Source organism: Zoogloea sp. GDB6 (genome assembly GCF_056724105.1).
Map to the genome: position 1 here is coordinate 2,035,970 of NZ_CM161497.1, position 23,327 is coordinate 2,059,296.

15 protein-coding genes are annotated in these 23,327 nt (G+C 65.8%); 8 read left to right on the forward strand and 7 right to left on the reverse strand.

Annotated elements, in window-relative coordinates; all coding sequences use genetic code 11:
• Nucleotides 1-33 precede the first annotated feature (33 nt).
• Nucleotides 34-2,520 (forward strand): ABC transporter permease, encoded by a 2,487-nt coding sequence (locus AC1PQG_RS09310; protein WP_481122286.1) that lies wholly within the window; start codon nucleotides 34-36, stop codon nucleotides 2,518-2,520.
• A 72-nt stretch (nucleotides 2,521-2,592) separates the two neighbouring features.
• The gene (locus AC1PQG_RS09315) at nucleotides 2,593-4,002 is read left to right on the forward strand and encodes a DNA recombination protein RmuC (protein ID WP_481122287.1); all 1,410 of its coding nucleotides are present in this window, start codon (nucleotides 2,593-2,595) and stop codon (nucleotides 4,000-4,002) included.
• A gap of 84 nt (nucleotides 4,003-4,086) precedes the next feature.
• On the opposite strand, the gene AC1PQG_RS09320 is transcribed toward AC1PQG_RS09315, so the two are convergent.
• From AC1PQG_RS09320 to AC1PQG_RS09345, 6 genes are read right to left on the reverse strand one after another with little or no spacing between them, the layout of a single operon-like run.
• On the reverse strand, nucleotides 4,087-5,541 hold the full coding sequence (locus AC1PQG_RS09320) for an ArnT family glycosyltransferase (RefSeq protein ID WP_481122288.1): 1,455 nt from the start codon (nucleotides 5,539-5,541) through the stop codon (nucleotides 4,087-4,089).
• Entirely contained in the window at nucleotides 5,538-7,103 is a 1,566-nt protein-coding gene (locus AC1PQG_RS09325; RefSeq protein WP_481122289.1) for an ArnT family glycosyltransferase, read from the reverse strand. Before AC1PQG_RS09325 ends, AC1PQG_RS09320 begins: the two co-directional genes overlap by 4 nt.
• A 6-nt stretch (nucleotides 7,104-7,109) precedes the next feature.
• Nucleotides 7,110-8,168, reverse strand: a complete 1,059-nt coding sequence (locus AC1PQG_RS09330; protein WP_481122290.1) for a glycosyltransferase family 2 protein — start codon at nucleotides 8,166-8,168, stop codon at nucleotides 7,110-7,112.
• Between the two features lie 5 nt (nucleotides 8,169-8,173).
• Nucleotides 8,174-9,145, reverse strand: a complete 972-nt coding sequence (locus AC1PQG_RS09335; protein ID WP_481122291.1) for a lysylphosphatidylglycerol synthase transmembrane domain-containing protein — start codon at nucleotides 9,143-9,145, stop codon at nucleotides 8,174-8,176.
• On the reverse strand, nucleotides 9,142-9,948 hold the full coding sequence (locus AC1PQG_RS09340) for a phosphatase PAP2 family protein (protein ID WP_481122292.1): 807 nt from the start codon (nucleotides 9,946-9,948) through the stop codon (nucleotides 9,142-9,144). Before AC1PQG_RS09340 ends, AC1PQG_RS09335 begins: the two co-directional genes overlap by 4 nt.
• A gap of 30 nt (nucleotides 9,949-9,978) precedes the next feature.
• Nucleotides 9,979-11,427, reverse strand: coding sequence for a diguanylate cyclase domain-containing protein (locus AC1PQG_RS09345; protein ID WP_481122293.1), 1,449 nt, complete (start codon nucleotides 11,425-11,427; stop codon nucleotides 9,979-9,981).
• A 274-nt stretch (nucleotides 11,428-11,701) separates the two neighbouring features.
• On the opposite strand from AC1PQG_RS09345, the gene purL reads away from it, so the two are divergent.
• Nucleotides 11,702-15,631, forward strand: coding sequence for a phosphoribosylformylglycinamidine synthase (gene purL, locus AC1PQG_RS09350; protein ID WP_481122294.1), 3,930 nt, complete (start codon nucleotides 11,702-11,704; stop codon nucleotides 15,629-15,631).
• A 110-nt stretch (nucleotides 15,632-15,741) separates the two neighbouring features.
• Here purL and AC1PQG_RS09355 read toward each other — a convergent pair whose 3' ends face one another.
• Complete coding sequence (locus tag AC1PQG_RS09355) at nucleotides 15,742-17,385, reverse strand: electron transfer flavoprotein-ubiquinone oxidoreductase (protein ID WP_481122295.1); 1,644 nt, start codon at nucleotides 17,383-17,385, stop codon at nucleotides 15,742-15,744.
• A 231-nt stretch (nucleotides 17,386-17,616) separates the two neighbouring features.
• On the opposite strand from AC1PQG_RS09355, the gene AC1PQG_RS09360 reads away from it, so the two are divergent.
• From AC1PQG_RS09360 to kdsA, 5 genes are all read left to right on the forward strand, one after another.
• Nucleotides 17,617-18,045: an acyl-CoA thioesterase gene (locus AC1PQG_RS09360; RefSeq protein ID WP_481122296.1), complete on the forward strand. Its 429-nt coding sequence runs from the start codon at nucleotides 17,617-17,619 to the stop codon at nucleotides 18,043-18,045.
• A gap of 67 nt (nucleotides 18,046-18,112) precedes the next feature.
• Nucleotides 18,113-20,092, forward strand: coding sequence for an acetoacetate--CoA ligase (locus AC1PQG_RS09365; protein ID WP_481122297.1), 1,980 nt, complete (start codon nucleotides 18,113-18,115; stop codon nucleotides 20,090-20,092).
• Nucleotides 20,093-20,102: 10 nt separating this feature from the next.
• A complete protein-coding gene (locus AC1PQG_RS09370; RefSeq protein WP_481122298.1) occupies nucleotides 20,103-20,651 on the forward strand; it encodes a hydrolase in 549 nt (182 codons plus the stop codon).
• Nucleotides 20,652-20,796: 145 nt separating this feature from the next.
• A complete protein-coding gene (locus tag AC1PQG_RS09375) occupies nucleotides 20,797-22,431 on the forward strand; it encodes a CTP synthase (RefSeq protein WP_481122299.1) in 1,635 nt (544 codons plus the stop codon).
• 11 nt (nucleotides 22,432-22,442) lie between these two features.
• Nucleotides 22,443-23,282, forward strand: a complete 840-nt coding sequence (gene kdsA / locus AC1PQG_RS09380) for a 3-deoxy-8-phosphooctulonate synthase (protein WP_481122300.1) — start codon at nucleotides 22,443-22,445, stop codon at nucleotides 23,280-23,282.
• Nucleotides 23,283-23,327: the final 45 nt, after the last annotated feature.

The window sequence follows — 23,327 nt, forward strand, 5'->3', positions numbered from 1 at the left end:
GAATTTTTTTGCCGCTTCCCTGCCTCAAGCCACATGAATACCTTCTTCCTGTCATTCCGCATGCTCCGGCGCGACCTGCGCGCTGGCGAACTGGGGCTGCTGCTGGCGGCGCTGATCATCGCCGTGGCCAGCCTCACCAGCGTCGGCTTCTTCACCGATCGCGTCGCCCAAGCCCTGGCCCGGGAGGCCAACCAGCTGCTCGGTGGGGATCTGGTGCTGGTGTCCGACCATGTCCTCGATCCGGCCTACCGCGCCGAGGCGAGCCGGCGCGGCCTCCGAACGGTGGTTTCCAGCACCTTCACCAGCATGGCCAGCCTGGGCGAGGGCGCCCAGCTGGCGGGCGTCAAGGCCGTCGAGGACGGGCATCCCCTGCGCGGCACGATGCGCATCGCGCCGGGGCTCAACCAGCCGGACCGGGTGGCACCGGGCATTCCCGCCGCCGGCGAGTTGTGGCTGGACGAGCGGCTGGCCAGCGCCCTGTCCGCCAAGCCCGGCGACATGATCGGCCTGGGGGCGGTCCGCCTGAAGATGAGTGCCGTGCTGTCCTTCGAGTCGGACCGGGGCGCCAATTTCTTCAGCCTGCTGCCGCGCCTGGTGATGAATGCCGCCGACCTGCCGGCGAGCGGTCTGATCCAGCCGGGCAGCCGGGTGTTCTACCGGCTGCATGTGGCGGGGGACGTGGCGCCGGTGAAGGCCTTCGAAGACTGGGCCCGCGCCCGCCTCAAGCGTGGCGAGACCCTGGAGAACGTCAACAATGCGCGGCCCGAGGTGCGTACTACGCTGGACCGCGCCGAGCGCTTCCTGCGCTTCGCGGCGATGCTGGCGGTGGTGTTGGCGGCGGTGGCGGTCGGCTTGTCCACGCGGCGTTTCGTCGAGCGGCACTTGGATGGTTGCGCGGTGATGCGCTGCGTCGGCGCGACGCAGGCGCGCCTGCTGTCCCTGTTTCTCGGCGAGTTCGCGCTGCTCGGTCTGGCGGCAGGCGTGGCCGGCTGCGGGCTGGGTTTCGTGGTGCAGTTCGCGCTCAACGAACTGCTCGGCAGCCTTGTCGGCTTCCCGTTGCCGGCGCCGGGCTGGCTGCCGGTACTGCATGGCTTTGCGGTGTCGCTGCTGTTGTTGTTGGGCTTCGCACTGCCGCCACTGATCCGGCTGGGGCGGGTGCCGACCTTGCGTGTGCTGCGGCGTGAGTGGGATGGCATCGCCGCGCGGGAAGGCCTCGCCTGGGCGTTGGGCGCGCTGGTGCTGGCCGGCCTGCTGGTCGGCATCGCGCGGGACTGGCTGCTGGGTGCCTGGGTGGTCGGCGGCTTCGCGCTGGCCTTTGCGGTGTATGGCGGTGTGGCGTGGGCCGTGATCGGTGGCTTGGGACGTGTGCGCAGTGTGGCGAGCAGCGGCTGGCGCTACGGGCTGGCTTCCCTGCGGCGGCGGCCGGTGGCCAGCCTCGTGCAGGCCCTGGCCCTCGGCATGGGGCTGACAGCGCTGTTGCTGCTGACGCTGGTGCGTGGTGACCTGTTGTCGAGCTGGAAGCAGACCACGCCAGCCGATGCGCCCAATCGGTTCGTGATCAACATCCAGCCCGAACAATTGCCGGCCCTGCGCCAGTTCTTCAAGGGCAACGGCCGGCCTGAGCCCCTGCTGCAGCCAATGATCCGCGGACGCCTGGTGGCGGTGAACGGCCGCCCGGTCGGGCCCGACGACTACACGGACGACCGCGCCAAGCGTTTGGTGGACCGGGACTTCAATCTGTCCTTCGACTCGCGCCTGCCGGGCGGCAACCGCGTCATCGAAGGGCGCTGGCATGGGGACGAGCACGTGCCGCAGTTTTCCGTCGAGCAGGGGCTGGCCCAGACTCTCGGTCTGGCGATGGGCGACTTGCTGACTTTCGAGATCGCCGGTGTGCGCAGCGAGGCGCGCATCACCAGCCTGCGCAAGCTGGACTGGGATTCGATGCGGGTGAACTTCTTCGTGATCGCCGCGCCGGGCATGCTGGAGCAGCAGCCAGCCAGCTACATCACCAGCTTCTACCTGCCGCCGGGGCAGCTGGACTTTTCCAACCGCCTGGTGGCGGCCTTCCCGAATCTGACGGTGATCGACGTGGCGGCGGTAATCGGCCAGATCCAGGCGATGGTCGATCAGTTGATCGCGGCGGTGCAGTTCGTCTTCGGCTTCGCGGTGGTGGCGGGCGTGGTCGTGCTGTTCGGGGCGCTGCAGTCCACCCACGACGAGCGGGAGAAGGAACTGGCCATCCTGCGCACGTTGGGGGCCCGCAACGGGCAGCTGCGCGCGGCGCTGCTCGCCGAGTTCGCCGTGCTCGGGTTGGTAGCCGGTGTGCTGGCGGGCGCCGGGGCGACTGGCATCGGCTGGGCGCTGGGGCATTTCGTCTTCAAGCTGCCCTATGCGCCGAGCCTGCTGCCACTGCTGGCCGGCGGCATTGCCGGCTGCGCGGTGGTGACGGTGGCGGGCTGGATCGGCACCCGGCATCTGCTGTCCCAGCCGCCGCTGGCGAGCCTGCGGGCACTGAGCTGAGGGAAGGACGGGGGCGTGGCCGGGTATACTCCGGTCATGACTCCTGAACCTGCTCCTGTCTTGCTGCCGCTTTTGCTCGTACTGCTTCTCGCCGTTCTGTCCGTCGTCGTCTGGCTGGCCTTGCGGATCACCCGTCTCAACCGGGCCCAGGACGAAACCGCCGGGCAAATGCTCGCCCACCTCGATGCTCGCCTGGAGGGCCTGTTCGGCCACCAGCAACTGCAGTTCGTCCGGGAGCAGCAGGCTAGTTCGACGGCCGCCGGCGATCGCGTGATCGAAATGCTGGCGGGGGAGATCGACCGCCTGCGCGACCGGCTCGACGCCGAGCAGGCCGCGTCCCGCCATGCGCTCCAGCAACTCCATCTGGCCCTGGTGGCCCAGCTCGGCACGCAGAAGGAGGAGATGGCGCTACGCCTGTCCGAACTGGCGTCCGCGGTGGCCAGCGGGCAGGAGAAGCTGCGCACGGAGATGATGGCCGAGACGCTCAAGACCCTGTCCGAGCACGCCCGCGCGGACCGGGAGCTGCTGCAGCGGGGCTTGAACGGTGCGTCCCAGCAGCTGACCCATAGCATCGAGGCGATGCACCGCACCGTCGGCGAGCGCCTGGAGGCGATCAGCGGCCACGTGAACCAGCGCCTCGACGAGGGCTTCCGCAAGACCAACGAGACCTTCACCAATGTGATGGCGCGGCTGGCGACCATCGACGAGGCGCAGAAGAAAATCGGTGACCTGACCACCAACGTGGTCAGCCTGCAGGAGTTGCTCGGCGACAAGCGCTCCCGCGGCGCCTTCGGCGAAGTCCAGCTCGAAGCCCTGGTGCGCAACGCCTTGCCGCCGGAATCCTTCGATTTTCAGTACGTTCTGCCGAATGGCACACGGGCCGACTGTGTGCTCCGCTTGCCCGAGCCGACCGGGATGGTGGTGGTGGATTCGAAGTTCCCGCTGGAAAACTACCACCGCATGTTTGCCGGTGAGGTGGGCGACCTGGAGCGGCGCACGGCCCAGACGGCCTTCCGCAACGACGTGAAGAAGCACGTGGATGCGATTGCCGACAAGTACATCCAGCCGGAGGTCACCTCGGACGGGGCGGTGATGTTCGTGCCGGCGGAGGCGGTGTTCGCCGAGATCCACGCCTACCACCCGGAGGTGGTGGCCTACGCGATGCAGCGCCGGGTGTGGATCGTTTCGCCGACGACCTTGATGGCGGTGCTGAACACCGCGCGGGCGGTGCTGAAGGACGTGGAGACGCGCAAGCAGATCCACGTCATCAAGGACGCTCTCGGCAAGCTGGCCAAGGATTTCAACCGCTTCGACGAGCGTATGCAGAAGCTGGCTACCCACATCCGCCAGGCCAATGAAGACGTGGTGGATGTGCAGACCTCGTCGCGCAAGATCAGCGCCCACTTCCAGAAGATCGAGGCGGCCCAGCTCGACGAGCCGCTGGCCGCACTGCCGGGCGTGGAGCCCGGCGCAGGGCAGTAGCCACGCTCAAGAAAACGTCGGGCCGCTCCCAGCTTTCCTTGTCCCCCAGGGGAGTGGGCTGGGCCTAGCCCGACCCCTGGGCGTTCAGTAGCCCTTGAAGTCCTTCAGCAGGAAGACGTAAACCTCGCGTCTGAAATCCTTGTGGACCGGCACGACGACCTTGCCGAGGAGTTCGCTGCTGCCGAAACGGGCGGCGATGTCGGGGATTTCCGGCTTGCGGCCGACGTACAGGACGTCGCGCCCTTCCTTGCCCTTCAGCGTAGTGGTGAGTTCGTAGTGGTCGATGGGCAGGTGGTCGGGGTTCCAGGCCGCGTACTCGGCCGGGTGCAGGCGATACACCAGGTGGGCGATCAGCTCCCGGTCTTCGCCGACGAGGATGCTGCCGGGGTGGGTTGCCAGCAGCGGCGCGACGCCGTCGGCCAGGTGGATCCAGCCCCGGGCCCGCTTGTAGGGGTCGTTCTTGGCGGTCAGCGCGGTGCCGGTGGCGTGGGCGATGTCCGGCCAGTGGTAGGCCAACGTCGAGGCGACGAGGTTTACCGCCACGCCGGCGATCAGCCAGCGCCGGCCACTCTGCAGGAACACCGCCGGCACCAGCAGGCAGGCGCCGACAAAGATCGGCGCGGCCCAGTTGCCGTTGGCGCGGCCGGTGAGGGCCTGCAGGCTGACGAGCAACAGCAGCGGCACGATGAAGATCAGCAGCGTGCGATGGGACGCATGGCGCCACAGGCTGCGTCCGCGGACCAGCGCGATGCCAAGCAGCACGCCGAGCAGCGGACCGAAGGACAGCCACTGGGCGCCGATGAATTCGCCGAGCTGGCCCGGATGCCAGCCGCGCTCCCCGTGGCCGCCGACGCGGGTGATCTCCGCGGTATGGCGGAAGGTGGGGAAGTCGTGGGTCCAGTTCCAGTACAGGTTGGGCGACAGGATCGCCACCGCGAGCAGCACGGCCAGCCAAGGCTGCGGGCGAAACAGCCAGTGGCGCTGTTTCGGGTCCAGCGCGATCAGCAGCAAGGCCGACGGCAGGAAGGCCGCCATCGTGTACTTGGACATCAGGCCGATGCCGATCACCGCGCCGCAGGCCAGCCAGGTACCCCAGCGGCCCTTGTCCAGCGCGCGCAGCAGGAACAGCAGGGCGAGGGTCCAGCACAGCAGCAGCGGGGCGTCGGTGGACACGAACAACCCCAGCGCCGCCACCAGCGGCATGGACATGAAGGACAGGCCAGCCCAGAAACCCACCTTCGGCGAGTACATCCGGCTGCCCAGCGCGTACAGCGCGAAGGCCGTCGCCGGATAGAGCAGCAGGGACGGCAGCTTGATGGCGATCAGGCCGTTGCCGAACAGGGCCGTGCTGCCGGCGATCAGCGCGGCGATGACCGGCGGCTTGGAGAAATAGCCCCAGTCGAGGTTCTGCGACCAGCCCCAGTAGTAGGCCTCGTCCACATACAAGTCGATGCCCAGATGGCCGATCACCCAGATACGGTAGACCGTGAGGATGGCGGCGATCAGTGCCAACGGGCCGACGTAGCTGCGTTCGCTCATTGTTTCACCTTGACGAGGGCCACGCCGCCCTGGCGGAACAGGATGTCTACCGGCACGTCGGCCGGCAGGCGATCGACGCGCGTCAGCGCGACCTGGCCGGGCTGAGGATCGCCCTTGAGGGTGACGGCCTGGCGATAGACGCTGAAGCTCGGGGCCGTGCTGAAGTTCCAGAACATCACGTCGCCGCCCAGCTCATGGGCTTTCAGTCCGGCGGCTTTCACCGGCCCCTGGGCCAGCTCGCCGGCAAAGGGCACGACCAACCCGGCCAGCAGCACGACCTGGAGCGCGGCCGTCACCGCCAGGCGTTGCACCAGCGAGGCCTTCGAGAACAGCACGTAGACCAGCCACAGCAGGAGTGCGGCGGCGGTGAGACCGAGGTAGACGGTGTCGCCGACTTCCAGCGCCCGGCTGAGTTGGGCGCGGTAATAGCCGTCACCCAGCTTGCCGCTGGACAGCTTGTCGAAAACGGCCGGCAGGGCGGGCAGCAGGGCCAGCAGCAGGCCGGGTGCCAGCAGATGCGGCCAGGCCCGCCGCGCCGTGCCGGCATGCAGGCCGATCAGGATGAACAGCGGCGTGCAGCCGTACAGCACGTAATGGGGCAGCTTGGTGCCGGACAGGGAGAAGAAGGCCACCACGAAGCCAAACCACAGCCACAGGAAGCGCTGCAGCGGGTCGCCCAGCCCGGCCTTCAGCTTGCCGAGGGCCACGATGAACAACCCGCTCCATGGCAACAGCAGCAGCGGAACCGCGATCACGTAGTAGAACGCGCTGCCGCCATGGCCCTCCAGCGATCCGGAGAAACGCTGGACGTTGTGCTTCATGATGAAGCCGTCGATGAAGTCCTGGCCGTGACGGTGCAGTGCGTAGGCGTACCACGGGGCGACGAGGGCGATCAGGATCAGCCAGCCGACGGGGTTGAAGACCATCCGCACCCAGCGCAGCCATTCGCCGCGGCTGGCGCAGTACAGGAAGCTCACGGTGCCGGGAACGATCAGCGCGACCGGTCCCTTGGTCAGGGCGCCCAGGCCCATCCACAGGAAGGCCCGCAGCAGCGGCGCGCGCCGGCCACCTTCGAGGTGGCGCCACACGTCGAACAGGGTCAGCGCGAGCAGGCAGTTGAGCAGGCCGTCGGCAGTGGCGGCGCGGCCGATGGCGAAGGGGCCGAGGGCCGTACAGGCGACAGCCAGCGCAATCAGCGCCGCGTCTTCGCCGATGCGTCGGCGGGCGAAGAAGTAGGTCGCGTAGCTCCACACGATGGCGGCCAGCGCCGAGGGCAGCCGGAAGGCCCATTCGCTGGCGCCGAAGATGAGGTAGCCGACGGACTGAAGCCAGTAGATGAAGATCGGCTTGTCGAAGCGCGGACTGCCGTTCAGGTAGGTGAACAGGAAGTCGTGGCGCTCGAACATCTCCCGTGTCGCTTCAGAGAAGGCGCCTTCGTCCACGTCGAACAGCGGCGCACCGCCGAGGCGCAGCAGGAAGGCGATCAGTGGAAGCACGAGGATCAGGCGGCCGACAGGCGTGCCGGCAAGCCGCCCGCCGGCGGTGTGGATGGCCGACGACATCGGCGCTTATTGGGCGCCGGCCGAACGCCAGCCCTGGTCGTCCTGCAGGGCGGCGCTTTCCCGTGCCACGTAGGCCTGGCTCTGGCCGGACTCGAAGTACACGCGGGTGAGCAGTTCGGCGAGCACGCCGGAAGTCACCATCTGCACGCCGGCAATGACCAGGAAAAAGCCACCGAACAGCAGCGGACGGGTGCCGATGGAGGCGCCGGTGAACAGCTTCAGCAGCCCCAGGTAGCCCAGGATCACCATGCCCAGCGCGCCCAGGCCCAGACCGATGCCGCCGAAGAAGTGGCCCGGACGGGTGCGGAAGCGCATGAAGAAGTACACGAAGATCAGGTCGAGGATGACCCGGAAGGTCCGCGAGATGCCGTACTTGGACTGGCCGAACATGCGCGCGTGGTGGGTGACCTCTTCCTGGGCGATCTTGCGCGGCGTGGTCACGGTGGCCAGCCAGGCCGGGATGAAGCGGTGCATTTCGCCGTACAGGCGGACGTTCTTGATCGCGCTGGCGCGGAAGGCCTTCAGCGAGCAACCGTAGTCCTGCAGGTGCACGCCGGTGATCTTGGCGATTAGGCGGTTGGCTATCTTCGAGGGGATCTTGCGCAGGACCATGCCGTCCTTGCGGTTCTTGCGCCAGCCGGCGACGAGGTCGAGATCCTCGTTGAGCAGGCGGCCGACCATGCGCGGGATGTCGATGGGGTCGTTCTGCAGGTCGCCGTCCATCGTGACGATCACGTCGCCGCGGGCGGCGTCGAGGCCGGCCTGCATCGCCGCGGTCTGCTTGAAGTTGCGCATCAGCGCGACGATGCGCACGTGCGGGCCGTAATGCTTGGCGGCAGCTTCCAGGTTGTCCACGGTGCGGTCCGAGCTGCCGTCATCGACGATCACCACTTCCCACGGATAGGGGTAGGGGCCGAGGGCCAGGTGGATGCGCTCGAGCAGCGGCGCCACGTTGTCTTCCTCGTTGTAGAGGGGAACGACGACCGACAGCCGGTGCGGCGGCAGGTTGGCCGGAATCTGCGGCTGGGCGGGCGGGAGCGGAGAGAGCTGGGAGGCTGCAGTCATAGTATTTATTCGTTTACAGATCGGGTATTCACCCCGTCGTTGGCGGACGAGGCGGATTGTAAGTCGGAGCGGGGCGCTGCGGCGGCTTCCGGTGTCTTTGCGGCCGGGAAGAGCCAGGCGATGGCTCCGGAGGTGACCGAGCAGGCGATGACGAAGAGGTGCAGTGCCAGCGCCACCTGCAGGCCGGCCGTGAGGGGAATGCCGTTCGGCAACAGCGCCGCGGCGGCGCCGGCCTCGTAGGTGCCGAAGCCGGCCACGCCCTGCACCGGCAGGATCGCGGCGAGCTCGGCGCCGAGGGCGCCGGCCGCGCCCACGTCGATGCTGGCCGGCAGCAGTGCGGCCAGCAGGGCCGCCTGGGCGGCGAGCTTGACCGTCCAGTTGGCGATGGTCCACACCCAGCCGTAGCGGGCGTGGCGGGTACTCTCGGCGAAGGCGTCGCGCACCTTGGCCAGCTTGGCCGTGAAAGCCTTGCCGTCGGCCCAGTCGTGGGGTGCCCGCGCCCAGCGCGGCAGCCACCAGGCCAGCGCGATCACGCCAAGGATGCAGGCAGCCTTGAGCGCCACCGGCAGACCCGGCCACACAAAGGCGGCGAGGGCCATCACGACGAAGGCGTCCTGCAGGCGGAACCAGAACAGAGATGCGATGGCACGGGGCAGGGCGACGCCGAAGTTCTGCCGCAGCAGCAGCGGGAAGGCCGCCTCGCCGCCGCGGAACGGCACCACGTTGATCATCGCGTTGTGGATCAGCACGATGCGCAGGCAGGTGCCGAAGCGCCCGGCGGCCTGGGCGCGGAACTCGTCGAAAACGCGCAGCGCGCGAAGGACGTAGGACAGCCCGAAGCCGCTGGCGCACAGCAGCAGTGTGGGCATGTCGAGGCGCGCGAACACGTCGCCGAGGCCGCGCCAGCGGCCATCGGCCAGCAGCCAGGCGAGCAGGCCGATGGAGACGGCGATGGCGAGAAGGCGCTTGGCGCTCATGAATGGGTCTCCGTGTCTTTGCCGAGGGCTGAGGCTGCGCCGCCGATACCCCAGGCGGCAAGACCGATCTGATACAGGCGCACGGACGGATAGCCCAGGTCGATGAACAGCAGCGCCAAGCTGCTGCCGAGGGCGATGGCGGCCATCGCGCGTATGCCACCGCGGCGTTCCCAGAAGCGCCAGCGTGTGGAGAGCAGGCTGCCCAGGGCGCCGATCAGCCAGCCGCCGCAGGCGCCGACCAGTACGTCCAGCGGCCAATGCGCACCCACCGCGATGCGGGAAAAGGCGATCAGTACGGCGGTGGCAAGAATGGCTAGGCGTATGCGGGCACTGGCTTCAGGCCACGCAAAGATCAGCGCCGCCGCCACGACGAAGGCGGTGGTCGCATGGCCGGACGGAAAAGAGTGCACATACAGTTTCTGACCGATGAGGTTGAAACTGCCGGATTCAAGCACGCCGGCCGGACGCATGATGTCGAAAATGCGTTTGCCGCCCTCACTGAAAACCAAAGCCAGCGGGCTGGCCAGCAGCGCGGAGGCCAGCCAGCGGGGGCGTGTCTTCAGGGTTGGGGCCAGCAGGGCCAGCATGCCGAGCACGGAGCCCGTTAGCGATAGCGCAGACCACAGGGAAGATGAAACGCCGCTGGCGGCAGCGTTGAGCGTGATGAAGATCGACTGGTTGCCGGCCGCGACGCAGACCAGCGCCAGCACCGCGAGCGCGGCCGCAGGTGCGATCAGCCAGCTGCGTGGCAGGGGGGCGCCTGGTGCGGGGATTTCGTCGGGGGCGGACTCGTCGTAATGCAAGGGGCCGGGGGCTCAGCAAAACCCGGTAGTTTACCCGATCGCCCTGCTTCTTGGGCCGGCGGGCAGGGTAGCCCCGGCACCCTTCACTGCGGTGAGGTGGACTCGCCGCTTGCCGGCGTGCTTGGCCTGGTACATGGCCGCGTCGGCGGCGCGCAGCAGGCTGTCCTGGTCGGTGCCGTCGTCCGGCGCGATGGACAGTCCGATGCTGCAGCCCATCGTGATGCGATGGCCAGCAATCAGGAAGGGGTCGTTGAACACGCCCAGCAGGCGTTCTCCAAGCTGCGCGAGGCTTTCCCGGCCGCCCACATCCGGGAACAGCACGACGAACTCGTCGCCGCCGGTGCGTGCAAGCATGTCGCTGATCCGCAGCGCGGAACTCAAGCGTTGGGCGATTTGGACCAGCAGGCTGTCCCCGATGGCGTGGCCGTAGGTGTCGTTCACCGGCTTGAAGCCGTCCAGGTCGAGCACGGCGACGCCCAGCAGCATGTCACTCTGGATGTCCGTGAGTTCGTCCTTGAAGCGCTTTTCAAGATAGGCCCGGTTGGGAAGACCGGTCAGCGGGTCGTGGTGCGCCAGGCGCAGGAGGCATTCCGTCGTCAGGTGGCGGGCGGTGACGTCCAGTAGCGTGACAATGTTGAGCGGCCCCTTGTGGCTGTCGATCTGCCCCGGAATACGCTCGACGGCGATCGGCAGGCCGTCCGGCCGATCACCGGTCCACACGCCGTCGTTGAGGGCGAGGATTTCCTCCAGGCGCTTGCCGCGCAGCATCTTGCGCGGGCGGCCGAGCATGCGGCACGCGGCACGGTTGGCGTCGGCGATGCGGCCGCCGCTGCTCAGGATGCAGACCCCCGCGCCGATCTGGTTCATCATCGAGCGTAGCATCTGACCCGAGCGGGCGAAGCGCAGGATCTGGTGCAACATCAGTGAACCGGCGGTAATGAAGGTCAGGATGCCTGCGGCGACCGCGATCAGGCCCATCACCGCGGCTGTCCGGGAGGCTTCGTTGCGCTCCAGGCTCAGGATGTTCGAGAGTTCATGGAGGGGGGCGGACATGGCCGCGAGTTCGTCACGCGCCGGAGTGCTGTCGGGTGCCTGCCGGTTGAGTCGGACGAATTCGTCCCAGTGGGTCTGGATCCTCGTGGCGGCCAGCCGGGCGTTGGGGCTGTCCAGTGGGGGTAGTTGCGCCAGGGTGTTCTCCAAACTGACAACGCTGCCACCGCTGTCCAGCGCGTGCAGCATGGAACCCAGCCAGACCTGTCGCGATTTCGAAGTCGCGTCGTTAGAAGGCGAAGAAACCATCTGCCAGGCGACGGCGCTGCCCTGATGAACGAGGGCCAGTTGCTCGGTCAGCCGATGCTGGTTGCGGGTGTATTGATAAGCGAGCCCCAGAAGCGTGCTTTCGAACAGCACGAATCCCGCTGCTATGACCCAGAACAGGCGTGGAGACAGGGGTTGGTGGGAGGTGCGGCGAGAAGGCATGGTCACTGCCCCTAGGCTTCAAAGTGTGAATTTTTGCACGCTAATGTCCTACTTGCTATGAATTTTCACATTTGTAATTTGCAACTAATTTTATCAACTCAGGTATTCGTGCCGACGGGGGCCTGGGTGTGGCTGGCGGTGCGGGTAGGGGAATCCTGTGCGAAGGATGGTCGGAGCCTCGGGAGGGCTCGGGTATAATCTCTGACCTTTTCGTGTTCGGCGCGGCGTTTTTGACCGTAGCCGGGCCGGTTTCAACTTCGCGCCCATCCTTGCCATGTCCGAAATTCTCAAGCTGCGCGGTGCGCCCGCCGTCTCCCGTTCCCGTCTTGCCCGCCTGACCGATTCGGTCAAGAGCGTGCTGCCCCGCCTGAAGGGGCTGGCCGTCGAACACTGGTACTTCGTGGAAGTCAGTGCGCCGCTTTCCGCTGACGAACTGGCACGGCTGGTCAACCTGCTCGGCGCCCATCCGGAAGGGGACGCCCCTGCGGGTAGCCTGGTGCTGGTGACGCCGCGTCTCGGCACCATTTCGCCGTGGTCGTCGAAGGCGACCGACATTGCGCGCCAGTGCGGTTTCGACAAGATCGTCCGCATCGAGCGCGGCGCCGCCTACAGCTTCGATCTGCGTGGCGGGTTGTCGTCCGCCGATCGCGACGCGGTGCTGCCGGCCATCCACGACCGCATGACCGAGTCCGTGCTCGACAACGTGGATGCGGCCCATGCGCTGTTCCACCATTACGAGCCGCAGCCGCTGACCACCGTGGCGATCATCGAGAACGGCCGCGATGCGCTGGTCGTCGCCAACAGTGAACTTGGCCTGGCCCTGTCGGAAGACGAGATCGATTACCTGGTCGAGAACTTCAAGCGGATGGGCCGCAACCCGACCGACGTTGAGTTGATGATGTTCGCCCAGGCGAACTCCGAGCACTGCCGCCACAAGATCTTCAACGCCGACTGGGTTATCGACGGCCGTCCGATGGACAAGACGCTGTTCGGCATGATTCGCGAAACCCACAAGGCCCACCCGGAAGGCACCGTCGTTGCCTATTCCGACAACGCGTCGGTGATCGAGGGTGCCACGGTCGCCAAGCTCTACCCGGACGAGACCGGTGCCTGGAAATACAACGACGAACTGACCCACATCCTGGCCAAGGTCGAGACCCATAACCACCCGACGGCGATTTCTCCGTTCCCTGGTGCTTCCACCGGCTCCGGCGGCGAGATCCGCGATGAGGGTGCGACTGGCCGCGGCTCCAAGCCCAAGGCCGGCCTGACTGGCTTCTCGGTGTCGAACCTGGAGATCCCCGGCTTCGAGCAGCCCTGGGAGCAGGCCTATGGCAAACCCGAGCGCATCGCTTCGGCGCTGGACATCATGATCGAAGGCCCGCTGGGCGGCGCGGCGTTCAACAACGAGTTCGGCCGTCCCAACCTGACCGGTTATTTCCGTACTTTCCAGCAGAGTGTGCAGGACGAGGTGCGCGGCTATCACAAGCCGATCATGATCGCCGGCGGCCTCGGCTGTATCCAGGATCAGCAGTCCTTCAAGATCAAGTTTGGTCCTGGCACGCTGCTGATCCAGCTCGGTGGTCCGGGCATGCTGATCGGCCTCGGCGGCGGCGCCGCGTCGTCGATGGCGACCGGCACCAACACCGCCGACCTGGACTTCGCGTCCGTGCAGCGCGGCAACCCGGAAATCCAGCGCCGCTGCCAGGAGGTCATTGACGCCTGCTGGCAGAAGGGCGCGGCCAACCCGATCCTGTCGATCCACGACGTGGGCGCCGGTGGTCTCTCCAACGCCTTCCCCGAGCTGGCGGATTCCGCCGAGCTGGGCGCGCGCTTCGAGCTGCGTGAAGTGCACATCGAAGAGCCGGGCATGAGCCCGCGGGAAATCTGGTCCAACGAATCCCAGGAGCGCTACGTGCTGGCCATCGCGCCGGAAAGCCTCGACATTTTCAAGGCGATCTGCGAGCGCGAGCGCTGCCCGTTCGCCGTGGTCGGCACGGCGTCCGACGATGGGCATCTGGTCGTTGCCGACAGCCACTTCGAGAACGAGCCGGTGGACATGGAAATGCAGGTGCTCCTCGGCAAGCCGCCGAAGATGACCCGCAACGTGTCCAGCCGCCAGGTCTTCGTGCCGCCCTTCGACGTTACCGACATCGATCTGGCCGATGCCTGTCGGCGCGTGCTGCGCATGCCGGCGGTGGCCAGCAAGAACTTCCTGATCACCATTGGCGACCGCTCCGTCGGTGGCATGACCGCCCGTGACCAGATGGTCGGCCCGTGGCAGATCCCCGTCGCCGACGTGGCGGTGACCTCCATGAGCTACAGCGGCTACCTGGGCGAAGCCTTCGCGATGGGCGAGCGTACGCCGGTGGCGACCCTCGACGCGCCGGCCTCCGGTCGCATGGCGATCGGCGAGGCGATCACCAACATCGCCGCGGCAGACATCCGCTCCCTGGGCGACGTGAAGCTGTCCGCCAACTGGATGGCCGCCGCTGGTCACCGCGGTGAGGACGTCAAGCTGTACAAGACCGTCGAGGCGGTGTCCCAGTTCTGCCAGCAAGCTGGTCTGGCGATTCCGGTGGGCAAGGACTCCCTGTCCATGCGTACTGCCTGGAACGAGGAGGGCGAGGACAAGCAGGTCGTGTCGCCGCTGTCGCTGATCGTCACCGGTTTTGCTCCGGTGCAGGACGTGCGCCGCACGCTGACGCCGCAGCTGCAGTTCCCGGAAGGCGTGGAAACCGAGCTGCTGCTGATCGACCTTGGCAACAACCAGAACCGCCTGGGTGGCTCGGTGCTGGCCCAGGCCTACAACTCGGTAGCCGAGCATGCGCCGGACGTGGATGCCGCCCAGCTGAAGACCTTCTTCGAGCTGATCCAGCAATGGCGTAAGGATGACCTGATCCTGGCCTACCACGACCGCGCCGATGGCGGCCTGTTCGCGACCCTGTGCGAAATGGCCTTCGCGTCCAAGTGCGGCCTGTCGGTGATGCTCGACACGGTGGCCTACGACCAGTTCATGAACGACGTGGATGGCCTCGACAAGCGTCCGGATTCCCTGAAGGGCCGCTTCAACGACATGCTGTTCAAGGCCCTGTTCGCCGAGGAACTGGGCGCTGTCGTCCAGATCCGCCGCGACGACCGTAGCCGCCTGACCGAGGCCCTGCGTATTGCCGGCCTCAGCTACCACTTCGTCGGTGAGCCCAACGACCGCGATGAGTTGCGCTTCTGGCGCAACGCCAAGCTTGTGTTCAATGCGCCGCGTGCTGAACTGCTGCAGACCTGGTCCGAGACCAGCTACCAGATCGCCCGTCTGCGTGACGATGCAGAATGTGCGAAGGAAGAATTCGACGCACTGGCGGATGCCTCCAACCCCGGCCTGTCCGTGTCCCTGAGCTACGACCCGGCGGAGGACATCGCCGCGCCCTTCATCGCCACCGGTGCCCGGCCGAAGATCGCGATCCTGCGCGAGCAGGGTGTGAACTCCCAGGCCGAGATGGCAGCCGCTTTCGAGCGGGCCGGCTTTGCGCCCTTCGACGTGCACATGTCCGACCTGCAGGCCGGTCGAGTGCATCTGTCCGACTTCAAGGGGCTGGCGGCCTGCGGTGGCTTCTCCTACGGCGACGTGCTGGGTGCAGGGCAGGGCTGGGCCAAGTCCATCCTCTTCAACCCGGCGCTGCGCGAACAGTTCGAGACCTTCTTCAAGCGTGACGACACCTTTGCGCTGGGCGTCTGCAACGGCTGCCAGATGATGTCCAACCTCGCCGAGATCGTCCCCGGTGCCGAGACCTGGCCGCGCTTCCATCGCAACCGCAGTGAGCAGTTCGAAGCCCGCTTCGTGATGGTGGAAGTGCAGGACAGCCCGTCCATCCTGCTGGCCGGCATGGCCGGCAGCCGCATGCCCATCGTCGTGTCCCACGGCGAAGGTCGGGCGGTGTTTGCCGGCATCGATGCCCAGGATAACGCCAAGGTTGCGCTGCGCTACGTGGACAATAATGGCGCCATCGCCGAGCGCTATCCGTTCAACCCGAACGGTTCGCCGGCCGGCATTACCGGCCTGACCACGCCGGACGGCCGCTTCACGATCATGATGCCGCACCCGGAGCGCACCGCCCGGACCGTGCAGATGAGCTGGCATCCGGCCGACCTCGGCGAGGATTCTCCGTGGCTGCGCATGTTCCGCAACGCCCGCAAGTGGGTGGGGTAAGCGACTGATCGGCGGGAGCGAACGTTGTTCGCGCCCGCTGCTGCAATAAAAAAACGGCCAGTGCTTTTGCACTGGCCGTTTTGGCTTGTCGCGAAGGCGTCGCTTGAGGCTTACATTCCCTGATAGATGGGCCCTTCGCCGCCTTGCGGCACGACCCAGTTGATGTTCTGGGTGGGGTCCTTGATGTCGCAGGTCTTGCAGTGGATGCAGTTCTGGGCGTTGATCTGCAGGCGCGGGTTGTCGCCCTCTTCACTGCGTACGATCTCATACACACCGGCCGGGCAGTAACGCTGCTCGGGGGCGTCGTACTTGGCCAGGTTGATGGAGATCGGCACCGCGGCGTCCTTCAGCTGCAGGTGGCAGGGCTCATCTTCCTCGTGGTTGGTGTTGGACAGGAACACCGACGAGAGGCGGTCGAAGGTGAGCTTGCCGTCCGGTTTCGGGTAGGCGATCGGCTGGCACTCGGCGGCCGGGCGCAGCGTCGTGTGGTCGGCGTGGTTGTGCAGCGTCCAGGGCACGTTGCCGCCGAAGAGCTTCTGCTCGGCGCCGAACAGGAAGGAGCCGAGCCACAGGCCCTTCTTCATGTAGGGCTTGAAGTTGCGGGTCTTGTGCAGCTCGGCGTGCAGCCAGCTGGCCTTGAAGCTTTCCGGGAAGGCGCTCAGTGCGTCCTGGGCGCGGCCGGCAACGAGGGCCTCGAAGGCGGCTTCGGCGGCCAGCATGCCGGACTTCATCGCCGCATGGCTGCCCTTGATGCGCGCCGCGTTGAGGAAGCCGGCGTCGTCGCCGATCAGTGCGCCGCCCGGGAAGACCAGCTTCGGCTGGCTCTGCAGGCCACCGGCGGCAATCGCCCGCGCGCCGTAGGCGAGACGCTTGCCGCCTTCGAGGAACTGGCGGATTTCCGGGTGCGTCTTGTAGCGCTGGAACTCCTCGAAGGGCGACAGATACGGATTGGTGTAGTTGAGGCCGACCACGTAGCCGACCGACACCAGGTTGCCTTCCAGGTGGTAGCAGAAGCCGCCGCCGTAGGTGGCGGTATCCATCGGCCAGCCGGCCGTATGCACGACGAGGCCCGGCACGTGCTGGCCGGCGGGGATCTCCCACAGCTCCTTGAGGCCGATGCCGTAGGTCTGCGGATCGACGCCGTTGCGCAGCGCGTACTTGGCTTCGAGCTGCTTGCCTAGATGACCGCGGCAGCCTTCGGCGAAGAAGGTGTACTTGGCGCGCAGCTCCATGCCGGGCTGAAAGTTCGGGCCCTGGTTGCCGTCCTTGAGCACGCCCATGTCGCCGGTGATGACGCCGGCCACCGCGCCCTGGTCGTCGAACAATAGCTCGGCGCCGGCAAAGCCCGGATAGACCTCGACGCCCAGCGCCTCGGCCTGCTCGCCGAGCCACTTGGCCAGGTTGCCCAGGCGCACGATGTAGTTGCCGTCGTTGTGGAAGGCGTCCGGCAGCAGACCATTGGGAATCTGGCGTCCGCCGGTTTCCGATAGGAAGATCACCCGGTCTTCCGAGACCGGCGTGTTGAGCGGCGCGCCCATCGCCTTCCAGTCGGGGAAGAGTTCGTTGAGGGCGCGCGGATCGATGACGGCGCCGGACAGAATGTGCGCGCCGATCTCGGCGGCCTTCTCGATCAGGCACACCGAAAAGTCCTGGCCCTTTTCAGCGGCCAGTTGCTTGAGCCTGATCGCCGCCGACAAGCCCGCCGGGCCGCCGCCTACGATCAGGACGTCGAATTCCATGGAATCGCGTTCCATTGCTGCCTCCTCCTGAGAGCCGTTCGATTTGATTTGTTGTGGTATGTAACCGCAAACCGCGAAGCGTAACCCGCCCGCCGGACACCGGGCAATCCCGGAATGGGCAAATACGGGGCTTTCGAAGCATACGGTGCCGTATGTTACATTGCCCCTGCTGATTTCGGCGAGCCGCTTGTTTGGCTGCCCGGATCACGAGAGCCCCATAATCAATCAACCGGAGACAGAAGAGCCATGAGTACCGACATCCCCGCAGAAGCCCCTTCGCGCAAGCTGTTGCTGACGACCCGAATCCCGGTGCGCTGGGGTGATATGGATTACTACGGCCATGTGAACAACACTGTCTATTTCCGCTATTTCGAGCAGGCCCGGGTCGAATGGCTGGAGGGCGAAGGCTACGTGGTAAGCCCGGAGGCCGAGGCCGGCGCCGTCATCATCAATGCCAGTTGTACCTTCCTGGCGCCGGTGAATTATCCGGCGACGGTCGTCGTGCGCCTCTACGCTGGCGAGCCGGGCCGGAGTAGTGTGATGACCTGGTACGAATTATATGTCGAGGGCGAGGACCGGCAGTATGCGGAGGGCGCCGCCAAGGTGGTGTGGATGGATCCGCGCACCGGCAAGTCGGTGCCGATCCCTGATGCACTCCGCGCCAAGGTAAGCTAAACCGGGCATGTTCCGCGATGGGCTGGGCGCAGATCCGGCCTGTATAAGAAAAACGAGGAGAGACATCATGAGCTATACGTCGGCTGATCGCCCGCTGTGGGCGCCGGATGCGGCGCGGGTTGCCGCCGCCAACATTACCGTTTTTGCAAAAACCGCTGAGCAGAGCTGGGGGCGAATACTCCCCGATTACGCCGCTTTGCACGCCTGGTCGATCGACGAGCCCGAAGAGTTCTGGACTTCCATCTGGGAGCTTGGCGAGTTGCGCGGTGAGAAGGGCACGGTGGTGCTGGAGGATGGTGCGCGGATGCCCGGTGCGCACTGGTTTCCCGAGGCGCGTCTAAATTTTGCCGAGAACCTGCTGCGTAGCCGCGACGAGAGCGATGCGCTGGTGTTCTGGGGCGAAGACAAGGTCAAGAACCGCCTGACCCACGCCGATCTGTATCGCCAGGTGGCCCGTTTCGCGGCGGCGCTGCGGGAAATGGGGGTGGTTGAAGGGGATCGTGTCGCGGCATGGATGCCCAATCTGCCGGAAACCCTGGTGGCCATGCTGGCCGCGGCGAGCATCGGAGCAATCTTCTCGTCGGCATCGCCGGATTTTGGCGTGCAGGGCGTGCTGGACCGTTTTGGCCAGATCGAGCCCAAGGTGCTGATTGCCGTCGATGGCTACTACTACAACGGGAAGGTGGTGGACTGTCTGGATCGCCTGGCGGAGATCGCCGCCGGTCTGCCGTCGGTGAAGCGGGTGGTGGTGGTGCCCTATGTGCATGCCAGGCATGACCTGAGTCACGTGCCCCATGCCCGCCTGCTGCCCGATTACGTCAAGCCATTCCAGGCGGTGACCGAGATCCCTTTTGCACGGCTGCCCTTTGCCCATCCGCTGTTCATCATGTATTCCTCGGGCACGACCGGCGTGCCCAAGTGCATCGTCCATTGTGCCGGTGGTGTGCTGTTGCAACACATCAAGGAGCACCGCCTGCATGGTGATGTGAAACCCGGCGACCGGCTGTTCTACTTCACCACCTGCGGCTGGATGATGTGGAACTGGCTGGTGTCGGGGCTGGCGTCCGGCGCAACCCTGCTGCTGTATGACGGTTCGCCGATGCTCGGTAACGGCTCGATTCTCTTCGACTATGCCCAGGCCGAAAGGATGACCCATTTCGGTACGTCGGCGAAGTTCATCGACGGGATTGCCAAGGCCGGCCTCAAGCCCCGGGAAACCCATGATCTGAGCCACTTGCGGGCAATGTTCTCGACGGGGAGTCCGCTGGTACCAGAGGGCTTCGAGTACGTGTATCGGGACATCAAGGCGGACCTGTGTCTGTCCTCCATCTCGGGCGGAACGGACATCGTTTCCTGCTTCGTTCTCGGCAATCCGGCGTTGCCCGTGTGGCCGGGAGAGATCCAGTGCAAGGGTCTCGGGATGGCCGTGGACGTGTTCGACGATGGCGGTCGTCCGGTGCGCGCTGAAAAGGGCGAGCTGGTGTGCGTACGCCCCTTCCCGGTGATGCCCATCGGTTTCTGGAATGATCGGGATGGCAGCAAGTACAAGGCGGCGTACTTCGAGCGTTTCGACAACGTGTGGTGCCACGGGGACTATTCCGAGATCACCGCTCATGACGGCTTGGTCATCTATGGGCGTTCCGATGCCACCCTCAATCCGGGGGGAGTGCGTATAGGCACGGCGGAGATCTATCGCCAGGTTGAAAAGCTCGACGAGGTGGTCGAGGCGCTGGTGATCGGCCAGGACTGGCCGCCGCAGAGCCCGACCGACGTGCGGGTGGTGCTCTTCGTCAAGCTGAGGGAAGGGCTGGAGCTGGACGACGGACTGATCGACCGCATCCGCCGCACGATCCGTGACAACACCACGCCGCGTCACGTGCCGGCCAGGGTCGTGCGGGTCGATGACATTCCGCGCACCAAGAGCGGCAAGATCGTCGAACTGGCCGTGCGGGCGGTGGTGCATGACCGGCCGGTGAAGAACGTCGAAGCCCTGGCCAATCCGGCGGCGCTGGAGCAGTTCCGGAACCGTCCGGAACTGCAGTCCTGAGGGGAATGCCATGCTGATGACTGCGGACAAATCGGTCCTGCTGGTCGTGGACGTGCAGGAGCGGCTGCTCCCGGCGATCCACGACGGCGAAGCCGTTCTCGCCAACTGCATCTGGCTGGCGGGTGTGGCGCATCGCCTGCGGGTGCCTGTGGTGGTTTCCGAGCAATATCCGGCGGGTCTTGGGCCGACGGCGGCGCCCTTGAAGGCGGTGCTGGACGGGGCGCATTGCGTTGACAAGACCCATTTCTCGTGCGTCTCGGATTGCTGTCTCGCCGGGACGGAGGTCGAGGCGCGGCGCCAGGTGATCGTCATCGGCACGGAGGCCCATGTCTGTGTCCTGCAGACGGTGCTTGAGCTGCGCTGGCAGGGCAAGGAGGTCTTCGTCGTGGCTGACGCTGTGGGGTCCCGCAAGCCGGCCGACAAGGAACTGGCGCTGGCGCGCATGCGCGCTCATGGGGTGGAGATCGTGAGCCGGGAAATGGTGGCTTTCGAATGGCTGAAGCGGAGCGCGACGGCCCAGTTCCGGGAAATCAACCAGGATTTCATCCGGGATAACTGAGGGGCGGCTGGGGCGAAATCAGGGCAAAAAAAGGGGGTGCCGGACGGCTTTGCGCCCCCTGTTTCCGGGGGTGGAGCGGTGGTACCGATTGAAGAGAAGGGGCCTGATCGGCTATCATTCCCCTTTCCAGTAGTCCCCCCGTGTCATGACCAAATACGTCTTTGTTACCGGTGGTGTCGTGTCCTCTCTGGGCAAAGGCATCGCCGCCGCCTCTCTCGGGGCAATTCTCGAGTCCCGGGGCATCAAGGTTACACACCTCAAGCTTGACCCCTACATCAACGTTGACCCGGGCACGATGAGCCCCTTCCAGCACGGTGAAGTCTTCGTGACCGAAGACGGCGCCGAAACCGACCTGGATCTGGGCCACTACGAGCGCTTCACCAGCGCCAAGATGAGCAAGCGCAACAACTTCACGACCGGCCAGATCTACGAGGCGGTGATCAAGAAGGAGCGGCGCGGCGAATATCTCGGCAAGACCGTACAGGTCATTCCTCACATCACTGACGAGATCAAGACCTACGTCAAGCGCGGCGCCGAAGGTGCCGACGTGGCGATCGTCGAAGTGGGCGGCACCGTCGGCGACATCGAATCCCTGCCGTTCCTCGAAGCCATCCGCCAGATGGGCATCGAGGAAGGCCGCCAGGGCACCTGTTTCATCCATCTCACGCTGCTGCCCTATATTCCGACGGCCGGCGAGTTGAAGACCAAGCCGACCCAGCACTCCGTCAAGGAATTGCGTGAAATCGGCATCCAGCCCGACATCCTGCTGTGCCGCGCCGACCGTTCGGTGCCGGCCGACGAGCGCCGCAAGATCGCGTTGTTCTGCAACGTGATGCCGGAAGCGGTCATCGAGTGCCTCGATGCGGATTCCATCTACAGCATTCCGGGCATGCTGCACGACCAGATGCTCGACGAGATCGTCTGCCACAAGCTGGGTATCCTGGCCCGCGCGGCGGATTTGTCGGTGTGGGAGCGCCTTGTCCACGCGTTGAAGAACCCGCAGCACAGTATCGACATCGCCTTCGTCGGCAAGTATGTGGACCTGACCGAGTCCTACAAGTCGCTGATCGAGGCGCTCAACCATGCGGGGATGCACACCCTCAGCAAGGTGAACATCCACTACATCGACTCCGAAGACATCGAGAAGGACGGCTGTGGCGTGCTCAAGAGCATGGACGCCATCCTCGTGCCGGGCGGTTTTGGCCGGCGCGGTACCGAAGGCAAGATCGCGGCGATCCGCTATGCCCGCGAGAACAAGGTTCCCTATTTGGGTATCTGTCTCGGCATGCAGCTGGCGGTCGTCGAGTTCGCCCGTGACGTGGCCGGCATGAACGGCGCCCACAGTACGGAGTTCGACAAACACACCGATTACCCGGTCATCGGCCTGATCACCGAATGGCTGGACGCGTCCGGCAAGGTGGAGAAGCGCGGTGAGGATTCCGATCTCGGCGGCACCATGCGCCTGGGCGGCCAGGTCTGTAATCTCGCCGAAGGCTCCCTGGCCCGCGAGATCTACGGCAACGCCGATGTCACCGAGCGCCACCGTCATCGCTACGAAGTCAACAACACGCTGCTCGCCAAGCTCGAAGAGCAGGGCCTGCGCGTTGCCGGCCGTGCGCCGGGCACCGATCTGTGCGAGATGATCGAATTGCCGTCCGACGTGCATCCGTGGTTCGTCGGCTGTCAGTTCCATCCGGAGTTCACCTCCAACCCGCGTAACGGCCACCCGCTGTTCACCGCCTTCGTGAAGGCTGCGCTGGCTCATCAGCGCGCTGCCTGAAAGGACGCCCCATGAAACTCTGCGGCTTCGATGTCGGTCTCGACAAACCCTTCTTCCTGATCGCCGGACCGTGCGTCATCGAGTCCCGCGAGATGGCGCTGGAAACGGCAGCCCAGTTGAAGGAGATCTGTACCGAATTGGCGATCCCCTTCATCTACAAGTCCAGCTACGACAAGGCCAATCGCAGTTCCGGCAAGTCGTATCGGGGGCTGGGGATGGAGAAGGGGCTGGCGATCCTGGCCGAAGTCCGCGAGAAGGTCGGCGTGCCCGTGCTTACCGACGTGCATGCCGAGCATGAGGTTGCCGACGTGGCTGCCGCCGTCGATGTGCTGCAGACGCCGGCCTTCCTGTGCCGCCAGACGGATTTCATTCATGCAGTGGCGGCGTCGGGCAAGCCGGTGAACATCAAGAAGGGCCAGTTTCTGGCGCCCGGCGACATGAAGAACGTCGTCGATAAGGCGCGTGAGGCCAACGGCGGGGCAGACACCATCATGGTCTGTGAACGCGGTGCGTCCTTCGGTTACAACAACCTTGTGTCCGACATGCGCTCGCTGGCGATCATGCGCGAGACGGGTTGCCCGGTGGTGTTCGACGCAACCCATTCCGTGCAACTGCCCGGCGGGCAGGGTACCGTCTCCGGCGGACAGCGGGAGTTCGTGCCGGTGCTGGCGCGGGCGGCGGTGGCGGTTGGTATCTCTGGGCTTTTCATGGAAACGCATCCTGACCCCGCCAAGGCGTTTTCCGATGGCCCAAATGCCTGGCCGCTGCCCAAGATGAAGGCGTTGCTGGCGACGCTGAAGGGCATCGACGCGCTCGTCAAGGGGCAGGGCTTCGAGGAGTTGCGCACCTGATAGCGCAATTATTGCTTTGTCATTTCCGGTTTTCCGGCTCGGGAC